The sequence below is a fragment of the Candidatus Nitrospira nitrificans genome (genome assembly GCF_001458775.1).
Taxonomy (GTDB): domain Bacteria; phylum Nitrospirota; class Nitrospiria; order Nitrospirales; family Nitrospiraceae; genus Nitrospira_D; species Nitrospira_D nitrificans.
This window is the reverse complement of sequence record NZ_CZPZ01000005.1, coordinates 15382-38629: the sequence shown is the minus strand read 5'-3', so window position 1 is coordinate 38629 and position 23248 is coordinate 15382. Positions and strand designations below refer to the sequence as shown.

Below are 23248 nucleotides of genomic sequence, written 5' to 3'. Positions count from 1 at the left end.
ATCGTGGCGATGCTCCTGGCATTCGCCATTCGCGTGTTCGTCGTGCAAGCATTCAAAATTCCATCGGGATCGATGATTCCGACCTTGCAGATCGGCGATCATATTTTGGTCAGCAAGCTCTCCTACGGCGTGCAGTGGCCGACGGACTGCAAGCTGCAATGGAGTTTCCCCCCGATCAATTGTTACACGTCCGAAACGGTCGTGGCGTTCGGCAAGCCGCAGCGGGGCGACATCATCGTGTTTCGGTTTCCCGAGGATGAAGAGAAAGATTTCATCAAGCGCATCGTCGGGCTGCCGGGGGATACCGTCCAGCTTCGAAACAAGGTCGTGATCGTGAACGGCCAGCCGCTCGATGATAAAGCCTTTACGCAACGAATCGATCCCGGCGTCATCGACGGCACGATCAATCCTCGCGACAATTTCGGACCGGTGACGGTCCCTGAAGGGTCGTATTTCGTGATGGGCGATAATCGCGACCAAAGTCTCGACAGTCGGTTTTGGGGCTATGTGCGCGAAGAAAAGATCCGCGGCAAAGCGTTCCGTATCTATTGGTCCTGGAGCGGGCAGGGAAATTGGACGGAGTGGGTCAGATGGGAACGATTCGGAAAGGCGATTCAATAACGAAACGCGGCGCCGCTTCTCTTCCGAGTGAAGACTCGAACGGGAAAGGTGATGCGTTGTCGCCCAAAGCGCTCCGGCAGTATCTTCAGCGATTTCCACAAGCATCGATCCTTGTCGTCGGCGACCTCATTCTCGACCATTATGTAATGGGACGGGTCAGCCGGATTTCCCCGGAAGCCCCGGTTCCGGTGGTGCATGTGGAGTCGGAATCCCTCCGGCTTGGCGGGGCGGCGAACGTCTTCAACAATATCCTGGCGCTCGGAGGAAAACCCGATCTCTGCGGGGTGATCGGATCGGATGAAAGCGGGCGTCTGTTGATGAAGGAACTCGGCAACAAACGATCAAGCCGCGGGGGGGTGGTGATCGATCATGATCGTCCGACGACCAGGAAAAGTCGGGTGATCGCGCATAACCAGCAGATTGTGCGGTATGACATCGAGGGGCGGAGCGAACTGAAAGTCGCGCTGCGGCAAAAACTGCTCCGGTATGTGGAATTACGGATGCGGGAACTGTCCTGCATCGTGGTGTCGGACTATGCCAAGGGAGTCGTGTCGTCGGCGCTTATGTCGGACCTTATACGACTGGCCGCGTTGCGGAAGGTTCCGGTCATTGTCGATCCGAAGGTCGAACATTTCAGCTACTACAAAGGCGTCACCGTGTTGACGCCGAATCATCTGGAAGCGGCGCAAGCCTCAGGGTTGCACGGCGACGGTGACCAGACGATCGATGAAGCCGGCGCGATGATTCGGCAGCGTCTTGGGTGCCAGTCCGTCCTGATTACGCGCGGTGAAAAAGGCATGAGCTTGTATGAGCGCAACGGCGCCTCGTGGCATTTGCCGACGAAGGCGCGGCAGGTCTACGACGTCACCGGCGCCGGAGATACGGTCATCGGAACCTTGGCGCTGGCGCTGGCGGCCGGAGCCAGTATCAAGACCGGAGCGGTCATGGCGAACTATGCGGCCGGGATCGTGGTGGGCATGGTCGGCACCGCCACGGTCTCGCCGAAACAGTTGTCCGAGGCGTTTGGAGATGAATAAGGGTTCACGGTCCGTCACGGTTGTGATTCCAGCCCGATATGGCTCGTCGCGGTTCCCGGGCAAGCCGCTCATCGAGCTGAACGGGAAGCCGATGGTTCAACATGTCTATGAACAGGCGGGGGCTTGCCGTGCTGTTTCCGAGGTGTTGGTCGCAACCGATGATGAGCGCATCAAGCAAGCGGTCGAGCGGTTCGGTGGGCGCGTGATCATGGTTACCGGTGATTATCGGACGGGAACGGACCGGGTCGCGGCCGTGGCCCGGATGTTTGCGGGGGACTACTTCTTGAACTTGCAGGGGGACGAAATTCCCTTGAATCCTGAGTTATTGACCGACCTGATCGAGCCGTTTCTGGAAAGCGGGGTCGGCATGGGGACGCTCAAGCGCGTGATGGACCCCACGGAAGACCTGCTCAATTCCGCCGTGGTCAAAGTGGTGACCGATGCCCGAGGCGATGCCCTGTACTTTTCCCGAGCTCCGATCCCATTCGTCCGTGATGCGCCGGGAAGGCAGGTGATCGGAGGACTCCACTACGTCCATCTGGGCTTGTACATGTATACGAAGGACACGTTGCTGCGACTCGCGGCCTTGCCGACAAGTCGTTTGGAGGACGCCGAAAAGCTTGAACAACTCCGCGCGTTGGATCAGGGGATTCGCATCCGGGTGTGGGAAACCACACATGCCTCGTTACGGGTGGATCGTCCTGAAGATGTGCCCGATGTCGCGGATCGCCTGCGGCAGTACGAGGTCGTCAGGCGTGAGTTACGGAACAGCGGGGTGTTTTTCAAGTCATGAGATTCCTGTCGAGAGCGGATCGGTTTGACGTCCACGAGAGGGGACAGCCATGAGCAAGTTTATTTTTGTGACCGGCGGCGTGGTCTCATCGCTTGGAAAAGGACTGGCTTCGGCGTCCATCGGAAATCTGTTGGAAAGTCGAGGCTTGAAAATCACCTTTCTGAAGTTGGATCCCTACATCAACGTCGACCCCGGCACGATGAATCCCTATCAACACGGAGAGGTCTTTGTCACGGACGACGGAGCCGAGACGGATCTTGACCTCGGGCATTACGAGCGATTCACCTCGTTATCGCTGACGAAAGAGAGCAATTACACGACCGGTCGAATCTATCACTCGGTCATTACGAAAGAGCGTCGCGGGGATTATCTTGGTGGCACGGTCCAGGTCGTCCCGCATGTGACGGATGAGATCAAACAGGCGATCATGCGCATCTCCAAAGGGGTCGATGTGACGATCGTCGAGATCGGCGGTACGGTCGGCGACATTGAAAGCTTGCCGTTTCTCGAGGCCATTCGGCAGATGCCGTACGACGTCGGGCGCGACAACGTGTTGTATGTCCACTTGACCCTCGTGCCCTACATCGGGGCGGCCGGTGAATTGAAGACCAAGCCGACGCAACATTCAGTCAACAAGCTCCGTGAGATCGGTATTCAGCCCCACATTCTCTTGTGTCGAACCGACCGCTACATTCCCCCGGAGCTCAAGGGCAAGATCGCCATGTTCTGTAATGTGGATAAGGATGCGGTCATCACGGCCAAAGATGTCGAGACCATCTACGAAGTGCCCATCGTGTTTCGAAAGGAAGGGTTGGACGAATTGATCGTCCGTCAGCTCCATGTGGAGACCGGCCAGCCCAATCTTCGCGAGTGGGATGCCATGGTCCAGAAGATCAAGCGGCCGAAGCATGAAATCTCCGTCGCCCTGGTGGGCAAGTATGTGGGGCTGAAGGAATGTTACAAGAGCCTGGGGGAGGCGCTGGTTCACGGCGGAATCGATCATGAAACCAAGGTCAACATCAATTGGATCGAGTCCGAAGATATCGAACGGCAGGGTACGGAACGTATTCTGCGCGAGGCCGACGGCATCTTGATCCCCGGTGGATTTGGGACAAGAGGGATCGAGGGGAAAGTGACGACCATCAAGTATGCGCGGGAACGTCAGGTCCCGTTCCTCGGTCTGTGTTTAGGGATGCAATGTGCCGCGATCGAGTTTGCGAGAAATGTAGCCGGCTTGGCCGGCGCCAACAGCGCCGAGTTTGACGAGCGCACGCCCCACCCGGTGATCAATCTCATGCTCGATCAGCATGGCGTGAGCGACAAGGGTGGGACCATGCGGCTGGGGTCGTATCTCTGCAAGTTGGGCGAGGGGACGTTGGCGCAGAAAATGTACGGGGTGAGCGAAGTGCGTGAACGCCATCGCCATCGCTACGAATTCAACAATGCCTATCGGGAGCGACTGACTGCGAAGGGATTGGTTCTGAGCGGCGTCTCTCCGGACGGGCGATTGGTCGAAATCATCGAGTTGAAGGATCATCCCTGGTTCTTGGGGACGCAGTTTCATCCTGAGTACAGTTCCCGTCCGCACCGTCCACATCCCTTGTTCAGCGGATTCGTGGGAGCGGCACTCCGCAAAAAGCTTGGGCACTAGGTGAAATGCTGAAACCGACTTCCAACTGCGTTCTCGGCTCATCAAAATCCTCAACGTACCCCCGAGGGTACGCCTCCGGTTTTGATTTGCCTGCGGCCTTGTTGGAAGGCCGGTTTGAGCATTTCACGTGAACCGAACCTGAAAACTATGGCACAACTCGTCGAAATCGGTTCCTTCAAGGTCGGCCAGGGACAGCGTCCGTTTCTGATTGCCGGGCCTTGTGTGATCGAGAGCGAGCAGCTCGTGATGGACACGGCCGGCCATGTCGCGGACATTGCGAAGTCACTGGGAATCCCGTATATCTTCAAGTCATCCTTCGATAAGGCCAACCGAACATCGATTACCTCGTTTCGTGGTCCTGGGATTGAAAAGGGCCTGGCGATACTAAAGCAGGTAAAGGACCGATTCGCTCTGCCTATCTTGACCGACGTGCATACGGAGGAGCAGGCGACCGAAGCCGGGAAGGTGGTGGATGTTCTGCAGATTCCGGCTTTTCTTTGCAGGCAGACGGATTTGCTGATTGCCGCCGCAAAAACAGGAAAAGTCGTGAACGTGAAGAAGGGGCAGTTTCTCTCGCCGGTAGAAATGGGCAATGCGGTCAAAAAAGTCGAAGAATGCGGAAGCCGCCGGCTTCTGCTCACCGAGCGCGGGTCGTCATTCGGCTACAACAATCTTGTCGTGGACATGAGATCCTTCCCTCTCATGAGAAGTTTCGGGTATCCTGTCGTCTTCGATGCGACGCACAGCGTTCAGTTGCCCGGCGGTGGAGGGACGAAATCCAGCGGTCAGCGCGAATTTGTCGAACCGTTGGCCTGCGCCGCGGCCGGAGCTGGCGTCGATGGATTCTTCATGGAAGTCCATCCGAATCCGGACGAGGCGCTGTCCGATGGGCCGAATATGGTCCCGTTGCATCAATTGAAGTCCTTGCTGGAACGGGTCCTGCGCATATGCGACGCAGCCAAGCCGAGGAGCTGAAACCTTCCGCGCGGCGCGGTCCGTCCACGAAGGTGAAGGTCGCTGGTCGAGTAGCGAAGGTTGCGAAGAGGCGAAGCGAAACGATGACGATGAAGCCATCCGGTCGAGATTCGAAAACCACAAAAATAGAAGAAAGCCTTGCCGACGGTCGGCGTGTGCTCGAAATCGAAGCGCGAGCCGTCCAATCGCTTGTGGACCGGCTGGATGCCAAGTTCGGAAAGGCCGTGCAGCTCCTTGTTCAGTGCAAGGGAAAGGTTGTCGTGTCGGGCATGGGGAAGTCCGGCTTGATCGGTCAAAAAATCGCCGCGACGCTCGCCAGTACCGGCACCTCGTCGTTCTTTCTGCATCCCGCCGAAGGGGTGCACGGAGATCTGGGCATGTTGGCGCGACGTGATGCGCTGATCGCGATTTCCAACAGCGGCGAAACGCAGGAACTCCTACAGTTGCTGCCGTTTGTGAAACGGCTCGGCATTCCGGTGATTGCGTTCACGGGACGGATGACTTCGACCCTGGCAAAAAATGCCGATGTCGCGCTCGATGTGTCGGTACAGGAAGAGGCCTGCCCGATGGGATTGGCTCCGACCGCCAGCACCACCGCCACATTGGCGTTGGGCGATGCGCTGGCCGTGGCCCTGCTACAGAAACGGGAGTTCAAGGAAGAGGATTTTGCCCGGTTTCATCCAGGCGGTACGCTCGGGCGGCGGTTATTGGTGAAGGTGAAGGACCTCATGCATGCCGAGTCCGAGATCCCGGTGGTTCACGCCACCGTCGGCGGGATGGCAGCCATGCTGGAAATGACGGCGAAAAAGCTCGGCATGACCACGGTCGTGGATCAGGAGGGGCTGCTCGTCGGAGTGATTACCGACGGCGACTTGCGGCGGTTTATCCAACGGGGAATCGATCTGGTCAATACCACGGCGCAAGAGCTGGCTACCGCGAATCCCAAGTCCATCGGGCCGGACGAACTCGCCGCCAAGGCCGTGGAGATGATGGAGCGATTTTCGATCACGACGTTGGTGGTCACCGAGGATGGGCGGAACATCCGCGGGGTGATTCATTTACATGACTTGTTAAAGAACGGTATCGTGTAGCAGGATGCTGAAAAAGTCCGCCAGCGGCGTTCTCGCATCGCTCAGAGGCTCAACGTACCGAAGCGTACGCCTCGCCTCCTCGCTCGCTGCGGCCTTGCTGGACGGCCTTTTTGACCATCCTGTGGGTGCCATCAGGTCAAAGCAGTGTTTTAGTCGCCTGCGTAGGAGACGAATCGAGCCATGAACCGCGTGCTGGAAATGTGGCGAGAGATAGGAGCGGAGTCGCTCAACCTGCCCAATCTCTTGACGCTCGTCCGCATTCTCTTGATTCCCGTCTTCATCATTCTTTTCGTCAATCCCACGCCTGATCAGTCGCTGGCGGCGGCGATTGTCTTTACGGTCGCGGCGGTGACGGATATGTTGGACGGCTACATCGCTCGCCGAACCGGCCAGGTGACGAAGCTCGGCAAACTGCTCGATCCGATCGCGGACAAACTCCTGGTGTTGTCGGCGCTGATACTCCTGATGAACGTGGATCGGGTCAGCGCATTGGTCGCGCTGCTGATCATCGGGCGGGAAGTGGCGGTGACGGGAATCCGAGCCATAGCGGCGGGAGAAGGCATGATCATTGCCGCCGAGACGACCGGCAAGTATAAGATGGCGCTGCAGGTCGTCGCGATCATTCTCCTGATCCTGGAAGGAACCGGGCTCGCTGAACTTGGCAACATGCATTTGGCCGGCACCGTCACGTTGTATCTCTCGCTGGTATTGGGCTATCTCTCCGGTGGGCAGTATGTGTGGAGTTTTTGGAGGCAAGTCGTCGCCAAGGGACTCTAACCAAACACCTAATTCGTTCGACCACGGCGTGCTACGGAACCCAAGATTTCTTATTCTCGCCTGCGCCGTTCTCTCTATCCACATCACATTGACCGCTTGCGGCGAAAACACGACGCCCCCACGGCTCGAAGCCTTCGCCTATTCAAATGCAACAGGCCATTGTCCTGCTGGCTCACGTCCAGGTTCCGCAGGGGCAACGGATGGAAAAGTTTCTGTGTCCGGCATTCAGTATATGGTTCGGACGCCTTCGAACTACGATCCCACATTCGCACACCCGCTCGTGATGGTCTACGCTCCGGCCGGGCAGAGTCGCTGGATGTCCGAGCGTCTGACAGGCATCACGACATCAGCGACCGGCGCGGGGTTTGTCGTCGTCTATGCCGATCACAAGCCGTTGAATATTTCGACCATTGAACAGCTTGGAGCCATTCCTGGTCTAGTGGCAAAGGAGTGGTGCATCGATGAGCACAGAGTCTATGTCACCGGCCATTCAGACGGGGGCACCGCGTCCTTGATGCTGACCGTACTCGACAAGACGAAGAAGGTTCCAGCCGCAGTCGCGCCGAGCGCTGCTGGGGTGACCGGCAAAGATCTTGAAACCTATCAATGCCGCGAGCCTATTCCGGTCATGATCATGCACGGCAAGAACGACAAGCTGTTTCCCGGCTGGGGAGCCCAAACGTCGGCCTGGTGGGCGAGCTGTAATCACTGTGATGTGTCGAAGACGAAACCAGTCGAGGGAGGCTGTCGCGCGTATCAAGGCTGTGCTTCAGGCGGTGCAACGCTCTACTGCGAAGGAATCGGCAGCCATCGCGATTGGCCGAATCTGAATCGAGTGATGCTGGAGTTCTTCGCGCATCCGGAAAAGTTTCAGTGAAGCCTGTGCGGCAGGCTCTCATCACTCGGATCTAGTCTTGTGTCCCTTTCGTTCCTATGATAATTCGTTCGCCCTGAGTCCTTCGATCGGCTCAGCGTAGACTTGTAATTCTCGGACTCTATTTGGATGGACCATCAAGGACTCATCGCCGGGCTCGCGATCATCGGATATCTCCTGGGCGCTGTCCCATTTGGCGTCATCATCTCGAAGGCGATGGGCCTGCCAGATCCGCGCACGGTCGGGAGCAAGAACGTCGGATTTACGAATGTCCTGCGGGTCTCAGGCAAGAAGGCCGGCATCCTGACCTTGGTCGGGGATATGGGCAAAGGCTGGGTGCTGGGGTTTGCGGCGACGCAGCTGCTGCAAGACGAATGGGCGATTCTGGCCGTCGCGCTCGCTCCATTTCTGGGCCATCTCTTTTCGCCGTTTCTCGGATTCAAGGGTGGCAAGGGTGTCGCGACGGCGCTTGGGTCCGTCCTTGGTGTCGCGCCATTGATTGGGCTGTTGCTTCTTCTGGCCTGGATGGGAGCGGTCGCGCTCTGGCGTTACTCCTCTGGTGGTGCGTTGACCGCCTTTGGACTTTTCCCCATCATCGCCGCGCTGCTTAGACCAAGTACGGCCTTCATCTTATTTTCTGTACTGGTGACTGGCCTTATCCTGATCAAGCACAAGGGGAATATTGAACGATTGTGGAAGGGGACGGAGAGTAAGATGGGGGAGCGAAAGGTGTAGATCATGGGCCCCCGTGACGAAGAGCTCCACCGTGCAATCCACCCGTTCGCCGTGCCACCTACAAGGTCCAAGAATTTATCTGTTCCTTGGGTTAACGTATCTTGTCAGGAGACGTAACTTTTCCGTTATTGCGTTAGTGATAGGTGAGGCTGCGGATCTGCTTTCAGGGAAAATTCTGTGAAGCAACTTCGAATATTCATCGCCTTCGCTAGCGACTGTGGAGGTGAACGGCAAATCATTCGCAAAACATGCCAGTCTGACAAGTCGATAAGAACTCTCCGCAGAGAACTCGAAGTCAACCTAGATTGTTTTGATTTTTAAGGACGTTCCTTCCGACGCTGGTCGCCCACAATCCCTGATTAACTCAGCAGCGGATCGATGGAAGCCGGATTGGTTTATCTTTATCTTTTGGCGACGGATGGGCAGCAATGCAGGCTTAGGAATGACAGGAATGGAGGAGGAATGGAACCGCGCTATCAGCCTCAATAAACAAGGAAGAGGGCATCCACGGGTTAGCTTGTACTTCAATGAAGCAGAAGGTAACCCATACGATGTGGACTCCGTTCAAGAAGAGGCGCTTAAGAAGTTCAAAACATCAGTCTTTGGCGAGTATCAGGCTTTTGCTACCACATTTAAAGGGTGTCGCACATTTTCTGAGCAGTTTCATTCTGATTTGTCAGCGAGGTTAGTAGAAATTGCCAAAGGTAAAAATGCCTTGGATCTGGAACAAGAATTTAGATGGTGTTCTGAGGGATTGCTATCTTGGCCGAGGACTCTTAGAAATGGGGAAGAAATCCAAAGGCCAGAGCTTTTGGAGATCATCGAGAAGATTCAAGCGTCAAATGCGTCTACTACTCTAATCCTTGGTGCCCCTGGATCTGGAAAATCGGCCCTATTAGCTGCATTGGGGAACGTTTGTCTAAGTAACGGATTTTCTGTCTTAGGAATTAAGGCCGATCGTCTTGGAAGGGGGATAGATAGTGCCGAGGCTCTTCGCAAGCACCTGCAACTTACGGTGGTCACGCGGGAGGCCGTCAAACGTCTAGCGTCAGAAAAGCCCGTTGTCCTACTTCTTGACCAGCTTGATGCAGTCTCAGAGTTAGTGGACAGATATTCAGACCGCCTCAATGTCCTCCTGGATCTTATTCAAAGTCTTTCTGGACATCCGAATGTGCACATCGTGGCAAGCTCACGCGCTTTCGAATGTCACCATGATATTCGCCTCAATAGTCTAGATGCCGATCGTTTAGATTTAGCACTACCTTCTTGGGATAAAATTGTTTCTATTCTCTCAAATGCAGGTTGCGACCCAGGTTTGATTGGAGATTCGACGCGAGAGTTGTTGAGGTCTCCTTTATGTTTGAAGGTCTTTCTCGATGTTGGCAAATCAGGCGCAGTGTTCTCGACGCTTCAGTCGCTGCTAGAAGCATTGTGGTCCAAGAAAGTGTTGGTGGGTGAAGAAGCAGAGGATCGGGTGAAGCTGCTCGAATTTGTAGCGAATAAGATGTCCAAGGATGAAGTTCTATGGGTACCTTCATCATTTGGAGATAGGTGGCCAAAAGCACTGCAAGGACTCGTTCAGGAATGGATTCCGACATCAGACTTATTACGATTACACATTGGCCAGAGCATTCGCAAAAGGCTCACTGTCGCTCACGCGTTATGTGAAAGAAAGACAGGATGGCCTCTTTGTTCGCCCAGTCTTGCTGAACGGACTTCAGTATCTGCGGGATACGGATTCCAGCGAGTATCATCGTCAGCTTAAGGCGCTGTTAGGGAGAAGCATTCGGTTGCATATTCATGCTCTGCTTATTGAGTTTCTTTGTGGCCAAAAGGAGCCAGACGATGAGGAGTTTTCCCTTATTGTTTCGCTACTAAAACCTGCAAAAAGGGGGCCTCGTATTTTGGCTGCCATTGTGGGAAGCCCTGGCTGGTTCAGGCGCATGAGCACGGCTTCAGCATTTCAGGACTGGATGCGCAAACCTCACGATGAGGCAGTGCACGCCCTCAATGCTCTATGCCAGGCCTCGCAGTTTGATTTGGATAGTGTGCTTAATCTGATTGAGCGACATTGGCTTCCACGGAAAAGCCATGACGACTTGAGTTTGCGGGTGTTTTCCTACATTTCCAATTGGAATACTCGTGCGGTGGATTTGGCATCGATCGTACTGAGAAGAAAAGCAGATGGGTCGGCTTCTCTCATAGTGGATCAAGCTACTAAATGCTCTCCAGAGCATGCAATGATGCTTCTACGAGCTGCCTTGGAAGGACGCCTGCTGCAGGCAGAAGCCATCGTCGACAAGATAAAGAAAAAACGTCACCTTTCTCCTGAGGAGAGGCTAGTGCAGGGATCGAGTCTAAATGGCGAACAGGGGAGTCTGATCAACCTCATTGAAAAGGAAGAAGATTGGTATAACGCAGAGGCGCTTGCTGAAGAGAGCCCAAAAAGTTTCCTTGACCAAATTTGGCCGTGGTTTATCAAGGTAATCGCACTAGTCGCATATGATGAACATGAGTTTTTACTTGGATACCGCAATGATCCTGCAACCTACAATGAGTTCGACGGTGAACTATCCCAGGGGCCTATAGTCAAAGCACTTCTCGTTGCTGTGACGCGGCATGCACAACAAATTCCAGACCAGTTTACTGACTTTGCCAAGGCTCACTGGAATTCTGATTTGCTAATCGTTCATCGGCTGCTGTCACGAGGCCTTGTGATACTCGCGACCGATAAGCCAATGTTCATTTTGGAATACCTGTTAGGAGATCCACGTCGACTAGAGATAGGAGACCATTCGGACAGTCACAGGGAGTCCAAAGCACTTATCACTCAATTATCCTCTCGTCTAAGCAAAGCAGAGCTGAAACCATTGGAAGAAGCGGTTATCAATTTCAAGCAATATAAGAAGATCATGCCTGATTAGACTGTGAAGGACCGACGCGATCGAGCGATGTGGGCACGGGCAGATCGACTTAGGCTCCTCCGTGCTTTTCGTCCTGATCGCACCTCCGAATCATTGCGCGCACTTCGTGACTTCTGATGATGACCTGTTGAACCTGCTCAACGAGTTACCTGATGAGACCGGCAGCCATAACCCTAAAATGCGATGGTCGCTTGATTTTGGTAGAGCTGGTGGTGCATGGCAGTTGGCAAGGGAGTTCGGAACGCTAGCAAAACAAGCGCCAGAGCGCGTGCTCAAGTTGTTGGACAAGCTTAATCCTGGGAATCAGGAAACATATGCTGGGGAGGCGTTGGAAGGAGTTGCCGACACGAATGTCCCAACAGCAACCCTCATTGCAGGTATCAATTCTTTGGACAAGAGAGGGTTCTCGTCCGGAAGATTCCGTGAAGGCGCGGCTGCATCACTAAAGTTGAGGGCCAGTCGTGAGAATGGGTTGCCGGAAAACGTTCTAGAGATCTTGAAAGGTTGGCTCACAATTCATCTGGAGCCAGATGTAAGAGAGTACAAGGAAAGGCAGCATGACGGCGACGTGAAGAAAGGACAAGAGATACTGTTCGGTCATAGTTCGACATGGAGCCCACCTCACGGGAGAGGGCCTATATTGGAGGCTCTTGCTGAAGGCTATCTGCAGCAGAGACCTCCAAATTATGCGGGATGGGTCAATGTGATTGAATCACGGATAGGGATAGAAAAGCATCCTGCGATGTGGGTGAAGACTCTCATGCTAATGCCCTCACTTTTCAATTGGGATAGAGTGCGAGCAACGGCCTTGTTCGATTCGGTGATCAAGGATTCTCCAAGTGTTCTTGACCACGCGTTTGCGCTTTACTCCATTGCTAACGTCATACGGGTGTGTGAGCCAAAGGCGACCGCGCAGAAATGGATGAGTATACTCAGATTGCGGGGGACTGACTTTTCGCAGCAGGCATACGGAGAATTCCTTTTTCTATATCACTGTTGCTACCATGACTCCTGGTCAATAGCCAGATGCAGGAAACTGCTTCGAACGAAAAGACCTAATCGTACTCTGCTGGGATTAGCTCATGGAGCAAGTCACCTGTGAAGCATGCAGACTGCCGTGTCCACGCAAATAGGGTACTTTCGAATCTCGTTTGGTCAAATGATCCATTGATAGTACGGGCAGTTACCAATCTGTTCCGACTGCTCAGGGACGAAGTCGAGTTAGATCAGTCCATGCGACTGTTAATCTTACGATTAACAAATAACCGGCTGGCTGTTCTCGAAGCGGCAGAGGATTTACTCGACATTTTAACCTCAGTTACAGCACAGGAACCGAAACTCCTTGCTCAAATCAGTAATGCTCTTTTGAGATTCGGCGGCAATGAGATCAAACGATATGCCTGGTCTACAGTCCCTGAAAATCTGACGAGCATCGCTTTAACTCTTCATCGGCAGGAAAAGTTTCGTGCGGCCGGACTCAAGCTGTTTGAGTCACTGATCGAGATGAATCTAAGTCAGGCAAAATCAGCTCTTGATGTTCTCGATCGAAATCCTGTTGTACGGGCAGCACCATATAGACCAACAAGGCTAAGAAAGCGACGCGCTGTGATTCGCAAATAATGGGGATAGAAAAGGGACATTCCCTGAACGGCAATCTTGTCATCTGGCGACGATGCTGACTTGCGCGGAATAGCCGAGCTGGGTGAGGAGTTGCTCACAGTCGTCCCACGTGAGGCTGAAGGCGCGTACATCGGCGAGGCCGATCCTGGCCACGACATCGCGAATGGTCGGAAGATGAGCTGGGTCGAATTCGCCGTCCATCAAAGGTGATTCTGCCCAGGCTACCAGGCTGTCCAGCGACAACTCATGGTGCAGGTATGCGGAGAATTTTCCAGCAACAATTCCGCGAGTAATAAGTTCCATAAAACCTGTTTCTCGTTGTTCCTTACATGCCCCCCTCGCCCTCACCATGAATTCGGACAGTAGCTTCATCGATGATCCACAACCGGTTTTCGATGCGTTCTTTATTTAGAATGGGTAAGAGACGCTGCAAGGTGCTTAAAACGTGCGCACGACTTTGATTGCTGAGGCGCATGACGACGATCCCCGCATATCGATCTGGCGGATAGGCGCGAATGTCTGCGAAGTCGAGGTCGAGTGTAATGAGCGTCCGCCGTTCTTCCTGGCATACTGAGGCAATCTGGGAATCGGGACGGCCTTGAAGCCCCTGATCCCAGATGGTCAACGCATCATGCCCATTATTGATGAGAAGGGTAGAGGCGTCAGGTGGGAGATTTTCGTCAAGCTTGAAACGCACTAAGCTGCACCGGATTCCAGAGGGACAATCCGTTCGCGTGTCAATTCTGCGGCATATCGCAACGCAGCTTGAACGTCATCCTTCGCCAAATGATAGGCGGTTGCGATCTGATCGGGAGTTTCTCCCGCTGCAATATTGTCCAAAACAACCGATACCATCACCCGCGTTCCTTTGATGCAAGGTTTGCCATGGCAGATTGCAGGGTCTACTACAATGTGATCGCGCCAGGTCATGACAGTCGCTACGCTCCAGTTAGTGCCATGCTCGCATAACAGCAACGGGCTTGCAAGAAATCTAAAAAGGAAACGCCATCGAATTGACTCTCCTTCACCCCCTTCATATAATGCGATCCGTTCTTGGTTTGCCTTATCCGTCCTGCACTTATGCGATCACTCTTCAAGCGAAACGCTGCTGACAAACTGGTAAAAGTTCGAGCTGGTCTGTGCCATGCGTTTGCCGGTCGGCCTGAGACTGGCAATCTCTTGCCATGGAAGATGTGTGATTGATGGACCGATCACCCAAAGCTCCGCCGCAGTGTGGACGTTCAAGAAGAATAGCGCGCGTGACGCGAACAATCTTCATCTCGTTTCTCATGCTTGGCACGGCAGCGTTAGCCGGCTGCTCGTCGAAACAGCTGTATAAGACTGGTCAAGCCTGGCAGGAAAACGAATGTTTCAGGATCGATGACATGCAAGTACGAAATCGATGTCTGTCCAACTCGTCTATCTCCTACGAACAGTACAAGCGGGACATAGAATCTGCGCCTGAGTCAAAATAATGCCAGAGCCTCCAATAGCCTCATTGAATTGACTCGCCTCCGTCCCATTCATATAATGCGACTCGCTTGTGACTTTCCTTGTCCGACAATTACTTATGCCGGCACTCCCCAAGAAACACATCATCAAAAAACTGGCTCACTTGCGAACCGGCCTGCGCCATGCGTTTGCCGTTCGACCTGAGACTGAGTCCCTCGCCATTGAAGATGTCCAATTGCTTGAACGAATAGCCGAGATGGTTGTCAAACGAGGCATGGCGGCTCCGGCGACGATGTTTTTGGAATCCATGGGGCCGATGAATTTTCTGGGCAGTCAGGCCCTGCATTTCATCACGCCGATCATTGACTGCGTGTTGAGCGCCAAAGAAGTTGAGCAGGTCGCGCGATTGCTCGAGCGCCGGGATACGGTCACTCGCCTGATTGCCATGATTGAAGCCAAGTCTGCTCCACAGGGAGCAACGGCTCAATGACCTATCCTCGTGAAACGTCTCTCGTGAAGCGTGTCACGTTTCAGATTTCTAGCGCTTCACACTTCACGTATGACGAGCGACTCACTCTTAGTCGGAGTGGTTGCTAATGGCATATGACGAATCGGCTAAGAGTGCCCACCCCCTCAACGTGATCGTCGCCACCGATTGCGGCAGCACCACGACGAAAGCCATTCTCATCGAAAAAGTCGGTGATGAATATCGACAGACCTATCGGGGGGAAGCCCCGACGACGGTCGAAGCGCCGTTTGAGGATGTGACGCGCGGAGTATTGAATGCCATTGCGGAAATCGAAGAGCTCTCCGGGCGGAAGATTTTAAACGGCGACAAGATCATTGCGCCTTGCCGGGGCGACAAGACCGGCGTCGATATCTACATCTCGACCAGCAGCGCCGGCGGTGGGTTGCAGATGATGGTGACCGGTGTGGTGCAGAATATGACGGGTGAAAGCGCGCAGCGCGCGGCGCTGGGGGCCGGCGCCATCGTCATCGATGTCTTGGCCGCCAACGACGGCCGGTTGCCGCATGAAAAGATCGAACGGATCCGTTCCATGAGGCCGGACATGATCTTGATGTCGGGCGGAACCGATGGAGGGGCGGTCACCCACGTCGTGGAGATGGCGGAATATATCGCCGCGGCGGAACCACGCCCACGATTCGGCGTGACCTACAAGTTGCCGCTGATCTATGCGGGCAACAAGGAAGCCCAACCGCAAGTGAGAAAAATCCTGGAAGAGAAGTCGGCGCTGGTCGTCACCGAGAACATCAGGCCGGTGCTGGAGCGAGAGAACTTGGCGCCGGCGCGCAACAAGATTCACGACCTGTTTCTCGAGCATGTGATGCAGCAGGCGCCTGGGTACAAGAAGCTCATGGAAATGGCCGGGGCGCCGATCATGCCGACTCCCGCCGCGGTCGGCCTCATCATGGAGGCGATCGCCAAACGGGAACATCTGAATCTGATCGGTGTGGATATCGGGGGGGCCACCACGGACGTATTTTCCGTCTTCGACGGCCTCTTCAACCGGACGGTCAGCGCCAATCTCGGCATGTCGTACAGTGTGTCGAATGTGCTCGCGGAAGCGGGACTGGCCAATATCATGCGGTGGGTCCCGTTTACGATCGATGAGCAGACGTTGCGCAACCGGATCAAAAACAAAATGATCCGACCCACCACCATTCCGCAGACACTCGATGAACTGCAAATCGAACAGGCGATCGCACGGGAAGCGTTGCGGCTGGCCTTGATCCATCACAAATCGTTAGCCACAGGGCTGAAGGGTGTGCAGCAGGAACGGACGATTTCGGATGTCTTCGAACAACAGACCTCAGGCAAGACGCTGATCGATATGTTGAAGCTGGATTTGATCGTCGGAAGCGGGGGAATTCTCTCGCACGCTCCACGCCGGATCCAATCGATGTTGATGATGGTCGATGCCTATGAGCCGATGGGCTGTACGCGATTGTCCGTCGACAGCATCTTCATGATGCCCCACCTTGGAGTGCTCTCCACGATCAATGAGAAGGCAGCGACCGACGTGTTCGTTAGAGATTGCATGGTCTATCTTGGGACGTGTGTGGCGCCAATTGGGCAGGGAAAGGACGGCGATCTCTGTGCCGACTATGAAATCACCTGGCCTGATGGGAAGACTACGAAGGAGCCATTGAAGTTCGGCGAGTTGAGATTGTTTCCATTGGAGTCCGGTAAGCAGGCCACGATCAAGGTGCAACCTGCCAAGGGAGTCAACATGGGGTCAGGCGTGGGTGTGGCCGTGACCAAGGAAGTTCATGGGGGTGTCGTCGGGCTCTTGCTCGATGGCCGTGGGCGACCGCTCCGACTTCCAGCTGATCAACCAGGCCGTGTCATGGCACTGACGAAATGGTTCAATGCCGTCGGGTTGTACCCGACGGCGAATGGCTAGCGGTGGATTTGTTGTGGGTGGCAGTCACGTGAAACGTACAACTCAAAACTGATCTATGGCTCATTCGTACACCCCCGGCTTAACTGTCACGGATCATACGGTCATCCACCGTCGGCGCATGTTGCCGCTGCCGGGGACGGTCGTGGTCTCTATCAGCGATCTGGTCCGTTCCGATCAAGTTGTGGCGCGTGCAGAGTTGCCGGGGAAAGTGTTTCCGGTCAATCTTGCCAATCAGCTCAGCGTGGCTCCGGGTGAGATCAAAGACTATCTGATCAAAAAAGAAGGCGATGTGGTCGGAAAGGACGACATCATCGCTGAGAACAAGCCGTTGATCAAGTGGTTTAAGACGGAGATTCGCTCGCCGGTCGCGGGGACGATCGAGTCAGTATCGAGCGTGACAGGACAAGTGCTCTTGCGCGAACCGCCACGCGTGCTTCAGCTGCTCGCCTATGTGAATGGCACGATCATCGAAACTATTCCACAACAGGGTGTTGTGGTCGAAACGACTTGTAGCCTGGTCCAGGGGATCTTCGGCATCGGTGGAGAAACGTCCGGGGAGATTGTCATGGCGGTGAAGGGGCCTGATGAAGCGTTGACACCGGGACACTTCACTAGCGCCATGAAGGACAAAGTCGTGGTCGGAGGATCCTTCCTTTCAGCCGAGGCGATGAAGCAGGCCAAGGCGGTGGGTGTCGCTGGTTTGGTGGTCGGCGGGATTCACGATGAAGATTTGCGCGCCTTGCTAGGCTATGACCTCGGTGTGGCCATTACCGGAACCGAACAGGTGGGGTTTACGCTGATTCTGACCGAGGGGTTCGGGACGATTCCGATGGCGGCCAAGACCTTCAAGCTACTCTCTTCCCATGTTGGCCAGAAGGCGTCGATTTCCGGTGCCACCCAGATCAGGGCCGGGGTGATTCGTCCTGAGATTATTGTTCCTCAGGAACACACCAGCACAAAGGGGGCGGCTCAGTCACAACGCGAGGGCATTCGTCTCGGCGACCCGGTCCGGATCATCCGCGATCCGATGTTTGGGCGTATCGGTGAAGTATCGGCGCTTCCATCAGGGCTCACCAAGATCCCCACAGAGAGTGAGGTGCGAGTCTTAGAAGTGAAATTTGCCGATGGAAAGAAAGCCGTTATCCCGCGGACGAACATCGAGGTGATCGAAGGGGCATGAGTGGCGTAAGGGGGAAGGTGTGAGGAGCAGGTTGAGACGATTCTACATCGGTTTCGGCTGGTTCTTCTTGCAGTTGATCGTGTGTGCCTCAAACCTCGTGCCACTGGATACGCTGGCACAGACATCGATCAGCGCACCGCAAGACGTTCGGGTCTTTGATACGCCGAGTGATGGTGGAGGCAGCCTCACGGTGCAGTGGGCTCCTTCGTCATGGGATGGTCCTGATGCACGGTATCAAGTCTTGGCCGGTGATGCGGCTGTGACTGACCCGGCAGCACTGACGATTATCGCGGAAATCCCAGCGAACACGAAATACGTCAAAGACGCAAAAACAGCCTGGTGGACCAGGAAGGTAGACAAGACGTGGCACCACGTCCTCATCAGAAGCGCGAAGGGATTCGAGGTCAAGGATGGGACATCCTATGCCGTTGTTGTGGCAGCCGTTCAAAGCGATCAGCGGGTCTTCAGCCCAGTCCTAGTGGCCAGTCCTTCACCGGACTGGTTTAATTGGAATCAACTCAATAATCTCATCATCGCGTTGTCGTTCGGGGGACTGGTCTTCTATACGATCGGTTACGCGAAGCAACACGAGATCTTCCTACGGCGGATTCCAGGTCTTGATGCGGTTGATGAAGCGATCGGACGTGCGACGGAGCTGGGCAAGCCGATCCTCTATCTGACCGGCGCGCATGATCTGCATGATCCCTCGACGATCGCCGCCGCAGTCATTTTAGGGAAAGTTGCCAAACGGGCCGCGCTCTACGAAACGGAACTGCTGGTGCCGCATCGCGAGCCGATCACGATGGCGGTCTGCCAGGAAATTACCAAGCAGGCCTATTTGGAAGCGGGCAAGCCGGATCTTTTCAAAGAAGACGCCAACTTTTTTATCACGGCCGATCAGTTCAGCTACACGGCGGCGGTGGACGGCATCATGTTGCGGAAGAAGCCGGCCGCGAACTTCTTCATGGGCGCGTACTTCGCCGAATCATTGCTGTTGACGGAGACCGGTGCGAGTACCGGAGCCATTCAGATCGCCGGTACCGACTCGGACCACCAACTTCCGTTCTTTGTGACGACCTGCGACTATACCCTGATCGGCGAGGAGCTCTATGCCGCCAGCGCCTACCTCTCCAAAGAACCGGTGCAGATCGGGACGCTGCGCGGTCAGGATATCGGGAAGGCGGTCGTCTTGAGCGCCATCGGTATCGGCATCCTGTTGGCGACGCTGGGAGCCGTCACCGGCGCGCAATGGCCCCAGCTCTTTCTCGATCTCTTGAGGGATTTAAAATGATCTTTCTCCGCCGACAGCTGCCCCTCTTGATCACCCTGGTCACCGGTCTCCTCTTTGCCGGCCAGTATTATGTCCCGCATCCTGCTTCGGAACAGATGCTCACCTCCGCGACGAAATGGCTGCAGATCATCGGTGGGTTCGCGTTGATCCTGGGAGTGACCAGCCTGTTCCATCAACATGCGGTGAAGATCAGACGCCAAGAAGCGGGCTGGGGTTATAGTCTCGTGCTGTACGTCGGGATGCTCGGCACCATCGCGGTGGGGCTCTGGGCCAACGGCAAGGAAAGTGTCGAAGGAGCCATGACGGCATTCGGCTGGGTCTACAACTACATGATGGTGCCGCTGCAAGGGACGATGTTTGCCATCCTGGCCTTCTTCATCGCCTCCGCGGCCTATCGCTCGTTCAGGGCCAAGAGTCGTGAAGCGGCGGTGCTCTTGGTGGCGGCCGTCATCGTCATGATGGGGCGTGTGCCGCTGGGTGAATATTTGATTCCCGTCAGCGGTGATGTGTCGTCATGGATTTTGAACGTACTGAATTCATCCGTGCGCCGGGCCATTCTGATCGGGGTGAGTCTCGGGGCCGTGGCGTTGTCGTTCAAGATCATTTTCGGTGTGGAACGGTCGTATCTCGGCGGCGGGAAGGAATAACGTGAAGCGTCGCTCGTATCTCGCTCATGAGTCCAAGTTTCACGTTCCCAGTGTCACGTTGTGCCAAAACCTCAAACCTGAAATATGAAACTTGAAACCGTCGGCCGATACGTTTCACGCTTCACGAGGAACGGGCTATGAGTCTCTCGGAGCGCATGCTCAAGATCGATCGGCGGATCATCTTCCTGGTGATCGGTCTCTGCACACTTTTGCCGTTGCTCTATCCGGTCGGCTTGCCGATCAAGATTTCATCGGAAGTGCGTGGTGTGTATGACCATATTGAATCGTTGCCGGAACGGTCGGTGTTCCTTCTCTCGATCGATTTCGATCCGGCGTCCAAACCGGAGCTCTATCCGCAAGCGATCGCTCTGTTGCGCCATGCCTTCCGGAAACACCTTCGTGTCGTCACGATGACTCTCTGGGTGTCGGGCACCGGCATGGCGGACCAATTGGTCACACAAGTCGCCAAGGAGATGGGGAAGGAATACGGCACGGACTACGCCTTTCTCGGTTGGAGTCCGGGCGGGCAAGCTGTGATCATCAATATGGGCCAGGATCTCTATTCAGCCTTTCCCAGCGATTATGGTGGAAAGGCCACGAAAGACTTGCCGGTGTTGGACGGTGTGCGGAGCTTGAAGGATGTCGGATATATGGTCAGTTTGGGCGCCGGGCGGCCGGGGGTGGAAGAGTGGTATGTCTTTGGAAAGGATAAATATAAGTTCGAGCTCGGTGGCGGTTGTACCGGAGTCATGGCTCCCGGCTTATATCCGTTGCTACGAAGCGGGCAGATCAATGGCCTCATCGGGGGTCTCCGTGGCGCGGCGGAATACGAAAGCTTGATCGGCCAGAAAGGCAAGGCCGTGGCCGGGATGGACGCCCAGTCGGCCACGCATCTTGCCATCATCGTGCTGGTGATCATGTGCAACTTGTTCTATTTTTCACTACGTCGACAACGAGGGTAAGGCATGAGTGACGACGATGCCGTTTGACATGATCGTAGGCGCGTGGGTCGCGACAGGGTTGACGCTGCTCATCTTTTCTTTTCTCTACAAAGACAACCCGCTGTTCAAACTCGCGGAGCATCTCTATGTCGGCGTGTCGGTCGGCTACGTGATCGTGAAGACCTACGACACGGTCATCGTGCATTTGGTCGTCAAGCCGATCGTTGAGAACGGTGAAATCTCCCTGCTGATTCCCGTCGCCATCGGGATGATGATGCTGGCTCGGTATGTGCCGAAGGCGGCTTGGATGTCTCGGTATGCGTTCGCCTTCATTGTCGGCATGGGCGCCGGCTTGGCGATTCCGAGAACGGTGTCATCCTTCATCCTCAAACAGGTCGAGGATACCATTCGACCGTTGTTGTCGGTGACCGGACCGGACGGCCTCACGTTCTCGATGAATCTGCTCAATCCAGCCAGCCACCTCAACGCGATCATCATCTTGATCGGGGTGAGCTCGGTGCTGTTCTACTTCTTTTTCTCGATCGAGCATAGCGGAGAGGGGAAGGCGGTGGCGCGAACCGGCATTCTCTTCCTGATGATTTCGTTCGGCGCCGGGTTCGGCTACACGGTCATGGCGCGCATGTCGCTGTTGATCGGACGCTTGACGGACTTGATCGAATTCTCCGATGCCTCGTACGGTCGGCCTACCATCTGGTTGGTCATTGTCATCATCGGAGCGTTGGTTGTGCTTGCGTGGCGAGGCAAGGAACATCCCCCGACTACACAGTAAACTCGTCATGGTCCGGCTTGCAGCGGCTCCGGTCCGTCCCCTACAATGGCCTCCACGATGACCTCTGGTATCGCAAAAGACTCTGCTCAATACCCGGTCCTGCGCCATCTGCAGTTTTCTCCCATTAAACAGGGAGAAGATCAGCTCATTGTGCTGTGGGACCCCAGCGGCTTGAGCAAAGAGAAACTGGTCCTGCCGCTCAATTTCTTCTTCATTGTGCAACATTTCGATGGAGAGCATTCCCTTCAGGATATCGGCGCGCTGTATCTGAAACGGTTCGGCGAGTTTCTGATGCCGAATAAAGTGGAACAGCTTGTGACGGATCTGGAGCAGAAACTCTTTCTGGAGGGGGAGCGCACCGAGGCCGCTCGGCAACAGGCGCGGATTGCGTATCGGCAGCAGCCGATCCGGCGGGCGGCGATCGCAGGCCGGAGTTACGAGGCGGACGGTGTCAAGCTGAGGAAGCAGATCGATGGGTTTTTTACATCTGGCGAGGGGCCTGACTTTAAGCCGTCGGAGAACCGGAGCAAGTTGATCAAGGGACTGGTCGCCCCCACGTATGATCTCAAACAAGCAGGGCCGGTCTATGCGTGGGGATATAAAGAGCTACAAGAATGTCGACAGCCGGATGTCTATGTGATCATCGGCACCGCTCATGCGGGGCTGGAAAACTTCTTTGCGATCACCGACAAGGATTTTGAAACACCGTTGGGAGTCGTGCCGGCCGATCGAACGATCTTGGATCGGCTGAAGGGGCCGGTGCCGGAATTCTTTGACGAAGAGATCGCTCACCAAACAGAACATGCCATTGAGTTTCAGCTGCCGTTTCTTCAGACCGTCGTCAACAAGCCTTTCACAATCGTCCCGATTCTGTCGTCGTTCGCCGCCACAAGTTTGAGTGATTCAACCGTGTGGAACGCCGTGGACCGATTTCTTACCGTGCTCCGCGAAGCGATAACAGATTCAGGAAAAACCGTATGTGTGATTGCGGCGGGGGAGTTGTCACATCTTGGTCTTCGCTATGGCGACAGCGCGCCACCGACCGATTTTTCCTTTCATCGCTCCATGCAGCGCGATTTGGAAATGTTAAAACCGGTCGAGGAGCTGAAGCCGGATGAATTCGCCCGATTCATCCAGAAGGAAAACGATCAACGGCGTATCTCCGGCTTCTCACCCATCTACAGTCTGCTGAGATTGGTCCAAGCAGAAAAAGGCCAAGTCCTTCGCTACGATCGGGGTATCACCGATCAGTACAATTCCACCGTCACCTACGCCAGCCTCGTGTTCTTCTAACCGTATTCGTTGAATGTCCTTGTGAAGCTGGTTGCGCTCCCGAGAAAAGTCCAACCGGTTCCCCGCCATGTAAGCAACGATCGATGTCGTTCGAATCTCGTGCAATCGACTCCGATCAGTGCCTCGTCTC

24 protein-coding genes are annotated in these 23248 nt (G+C 55.0%); 21 read left to right on the top strand and 3 right to left on the bottom strand.

Annotated elements, in window-relative coordinates; genetic code table 11:
* The first annotated feature begins 9 nt into the window (after positions 1–9).
* The 13 genes from lepB (at position 10) to COMA2_RS04390 (ending at position 13098) form a co-directional block, all read left to right on the top strand.
* Entirely contained in the window at positions 10–621 is a 612-nt protein-coding gene (gene lepB / locus COMA2_RS04450) for a signal peptidase I (RefSeq protein WP_407919005.1), read from the top strand.
* Positions 591–1658, top strand: coding sequence for a D-glycero-beta-D-manno-heptose-7-phosphate kinase (gene rfaE1 / locus COMA2_RS04445; protein ID WP_090895039.1), 1068 nt, complete (start codon positions 591–593; stop codon positions 1656–1658). Before lepB ends, rfaE1 begins: the two co-directional genes overlap by 31 nt.
* Positions 1651–2451: a 3-deoxy-manno-octulosonate cytidylyltransferase gene (kdsB, locus tag COMA2_RS04440; RefSeq protein WP_090895037.1), complete on the top strand. Its 801-nt coding sequence runs from the start codon at positions 1651–1653 to the stop codon at positions 2449–2451. Before rfaE1 ends, kdsB begins: the two co-directional genes overlap by 8 nt.
* Before the next feature lie 49 nt (positions 2452–2500).
* Positions 2501–4102: a CTP synthase gene (locus COMA2_RS04435; protein ID WP_090895035.1), complete on the top strand. Its 1602-nt coding sequence runs from the start codon at positions 2501–2503 to the stop codon at positions 4100–4102.
* A 147-nt stretch (positions 4103–4249) separates the two neighbouring features.
* The gene (gene kdsA, locus COMA2_RS04430; protein WP_090895033.1) at positions 4250–5077 is read left to right on the top strand and encodes a 3-deoxy-8-phosphooctulonate synthase; all 828 of its coding nucleotides are present in this window, start codon (positions 4250–4252) and stop codon (positions 5075–5077) included.
* Positions 5078–5166: 89 nt separating this feature from the next.
* Complete coding sequence (locus COMA2_RS04425; RefSeq protein WP_090895211.1) at positions 5167–6168, top strand: KpsF/GutQ family sugar-phosphate isomerase; 1002 nt, start codon at positions 5167–5169, stop codon at positions 6166–6168.
* 180 nt (positions 6169–6348) lie between these two features.
* Positions 6349–6945 carry a CDP-diacylglycerol--glycerol-3-phosphate 3-phosphatidyltransferase gene (gene pgsA / locus COMA2_RS04420; protein ID WP_217490620.1) on the top strand — a complete coding sequence of 199 codons (597 nt, stop codon included), beginning with the start codon at positions 6349–6351 and terminating at the stop codon, positions 6943–6945.
* A gap of 214 nt (positions 6946–7159) precedes the next feature.
* Positions 7160–7822, top strand: a complete 663-nt coding sequence (locus COMA2_RS04415; RefSeq protein WP_090895032.1) for an alpha/beta hydrolase family protein — start codon at positions 7160–7162, stop codon at positions 7820–7822.
* Between the two features lie 126 nt (positions 7823–7948).
* Positions 7949–8554 carry a glycerol-3-phosphate 1-O-acyltransferase PlsY gene (gene plsY, locus COMA2_RS04410; RefSeq protein WP_090895030.1) on the top strand — a complete coding sequence of 202 codons (606 nt, stop codon included), beginning with the start codon at positions 7949–7951 and terminating at the stop codon, positions 8552–8554.
* Positions 8555–8864: 310 nt separating this feature from the next.
* A complete protein-coding gene (locus tag COMA2_RS04405) occupies positions 8865–10319 on the top strand; it encodes an ATP-binding protein (protein ID WP_139077068.1) in 1455 nt (484 codons plus the stop codon).
* Positions 10219–11478 carry a hypothetical protein gene (locus tag COMA2_RS04400; protein ID WP_139077066.1) on the top strand — a complete coding sequence of 420 codons (1260 nt, stop codon included), beginning with the start codon at positions 10219–10221 and terminating at the stop codon, positions 11476–11478. Before COMA2_RS04405 ends, COMA2_RS04400 begins: the two co-directional genes overlap by 101 nt.
* Before the next feature lie 106 nt (positions 11479–11584).
* Positions 11585–12580 carry a hypothetical protein gene (locus COMA2_RS04395; RefSeq protein WP_139077064.1) on the top strand — a complete coding sequence of 332 codons (996 nt, stop codon included), beginning with the start codon at positions 11585–11587 and terminating at the stop codon, positions 12578–12580.
* A gap of 131 nt (positions 12581–12711) precedes the next feature.
* Positions 12712–13098, top strand: a complete 387-nt coding sequence (locus COMA2_RS04390; RefSeq protein ID WP_139077062.1) for a hypothetical protein — start codon at positions 12712–12714, stop codon at positions 13096–13098.
* 39 nt (positions 13099–13137) lie between these two features.
* On the opposite strand, the gene COMA2_RS04385 is transcribed toward COMA2_RS04390, so the two are convergent.
* The 3 genes from COMA2_RS04385 to COMA2_RS04375 are packed head-to-tail and all read right to left on the bottom strand — an operon-like array spanning position 13138 to position 14028.
* Positions 13138–13401, bottom strand: coding sequence for a hypothetical protein (locus COMA2_RS04385; protein ID WP_090895022.1), 264 nt, complete (start codon positions 13399–13401; stop codon positions 13138–13140).
* A 22-nt stretch (positions 13402–13423) separates the two neighbouring features.
* On the bottom strand, positions 13424–13795 hold the full coding sequence (locus tag COMA2_RS04380; protein WP_090895020.1) for a DUF5615 family PIN-like protein: 372 nt from the start codon (positions 13793–13795) through the stop codon (positions 13424–13426).
* On the bottom strand, positions 13795–14028 hold the full coding sequence (locus COMA2_RS04375) for a DUF433 domain-containing protein (RefSeq protein WP_090895018.1): 234 nt from the start codon (positions 14026–14028) through the stop codon (positions 13795–13797). Before COMA2_RS04375 ends, COMA2_RS04380 begins: the two co-directional genes overlap by 1 nt.
* Before the next feature lie 613 nt (positions 14029–14641).
* On the opposite strand from COMA2_RS04375, the gene COMA2_RS04365 reads away from it, so the two are divergent.
* The 8 genes from COMA2_RS04365 (at position 14642) to amrB (ending at position 23118) form a co-directional block, all read left to right on the top strand.
* Positions 14642–15040 (top strand): hypothetical protein, encoded by a 399-nt coding sequence (locus tag COMA2_RS04365; RefSeq protein ID WP_139077060.1) that lies wholly within the window; start codon positions 14642–14644, stop codon positions 15038–15040.
* 106 nt (positions 15041–15146) lie between these two features.
* A complete protein-coding gene (locus COMA2_RS04360) occupies positions 15147–16976 on the top strand; it encodes a glutamate mutase L (protein WP_090895015.1) in 1830 nt (609 codons plus the stop codon).
* A 55-nt stretch (positions 16977–17031) separates the two neighbouring features.
* Complete coding sequence (locus COMA2_RS04355; RefSeq protein WP_090895013.1) at positions 17032–18156, top strand: hypothetical protein; 1125 nt, start codon at positions 17032–17034, stop codon at positions 18154–18156.
* 31 nt (positions 18157–18187) lie between these two features.
* Positions 18188–19447 (top strand): DUF6754 domain-containing protein, encoded by a 1260-nt coding sequence (locus COMA2_RS04350; RefSeq protein ID WP_175304388.1) that lies wholly within the window; start codon positions 18188–18190, stop codon positions 19445–19447.
* A complete protein-coding gene (locus tag COMA2_RS04345) occupies positions 19444–20094 on the top strand; it encodes a hypothetical protein (protein WP_090895011.1) in 651 nt (216 codons plus the stop codon). The genes COMA2_RS04350 and COMA2_RS04345 overlap by 4 nt, the downstream gene beginning before the upstream one ends.
* A 137-nt stretch (positions 20095–20231) precedes the next feature.
* The gene (locus COMA2_RS04340; RefSeq protein WP_090895009.1) at positions 20232–21056 is read left to right on the top strand and encodes a hypothetical protein; all 825 of its coding nucleotides are present in this window, start codon (positions 20232–20234) and stop codon (positions 21054–21056) included.
* 16 nt (positions 21057–21072) lie between these two features.
* Entirely contained in the window at positions 21073–21825 is a 753-nt protein-coding gene (locus COMA2_RS04335; protein ID WP_090895007.1) for a hypothetical protein, read from the top strand.
* Between the two features lie 57 nt (positions 21826–21882).
* Positions 21883–23118, top strand: a complete 1236-nt coding sequence (gene amrB, locus COMA2_RS04330) for an AmmeMemoRadiSam system protein B (RefSeq protein ID WP_175304387.1) — start codon at positions 21883–21885, stop codon at positions 23116–23118.
* Positions 23119–23248: the final 130 nt, after the last annotated feature.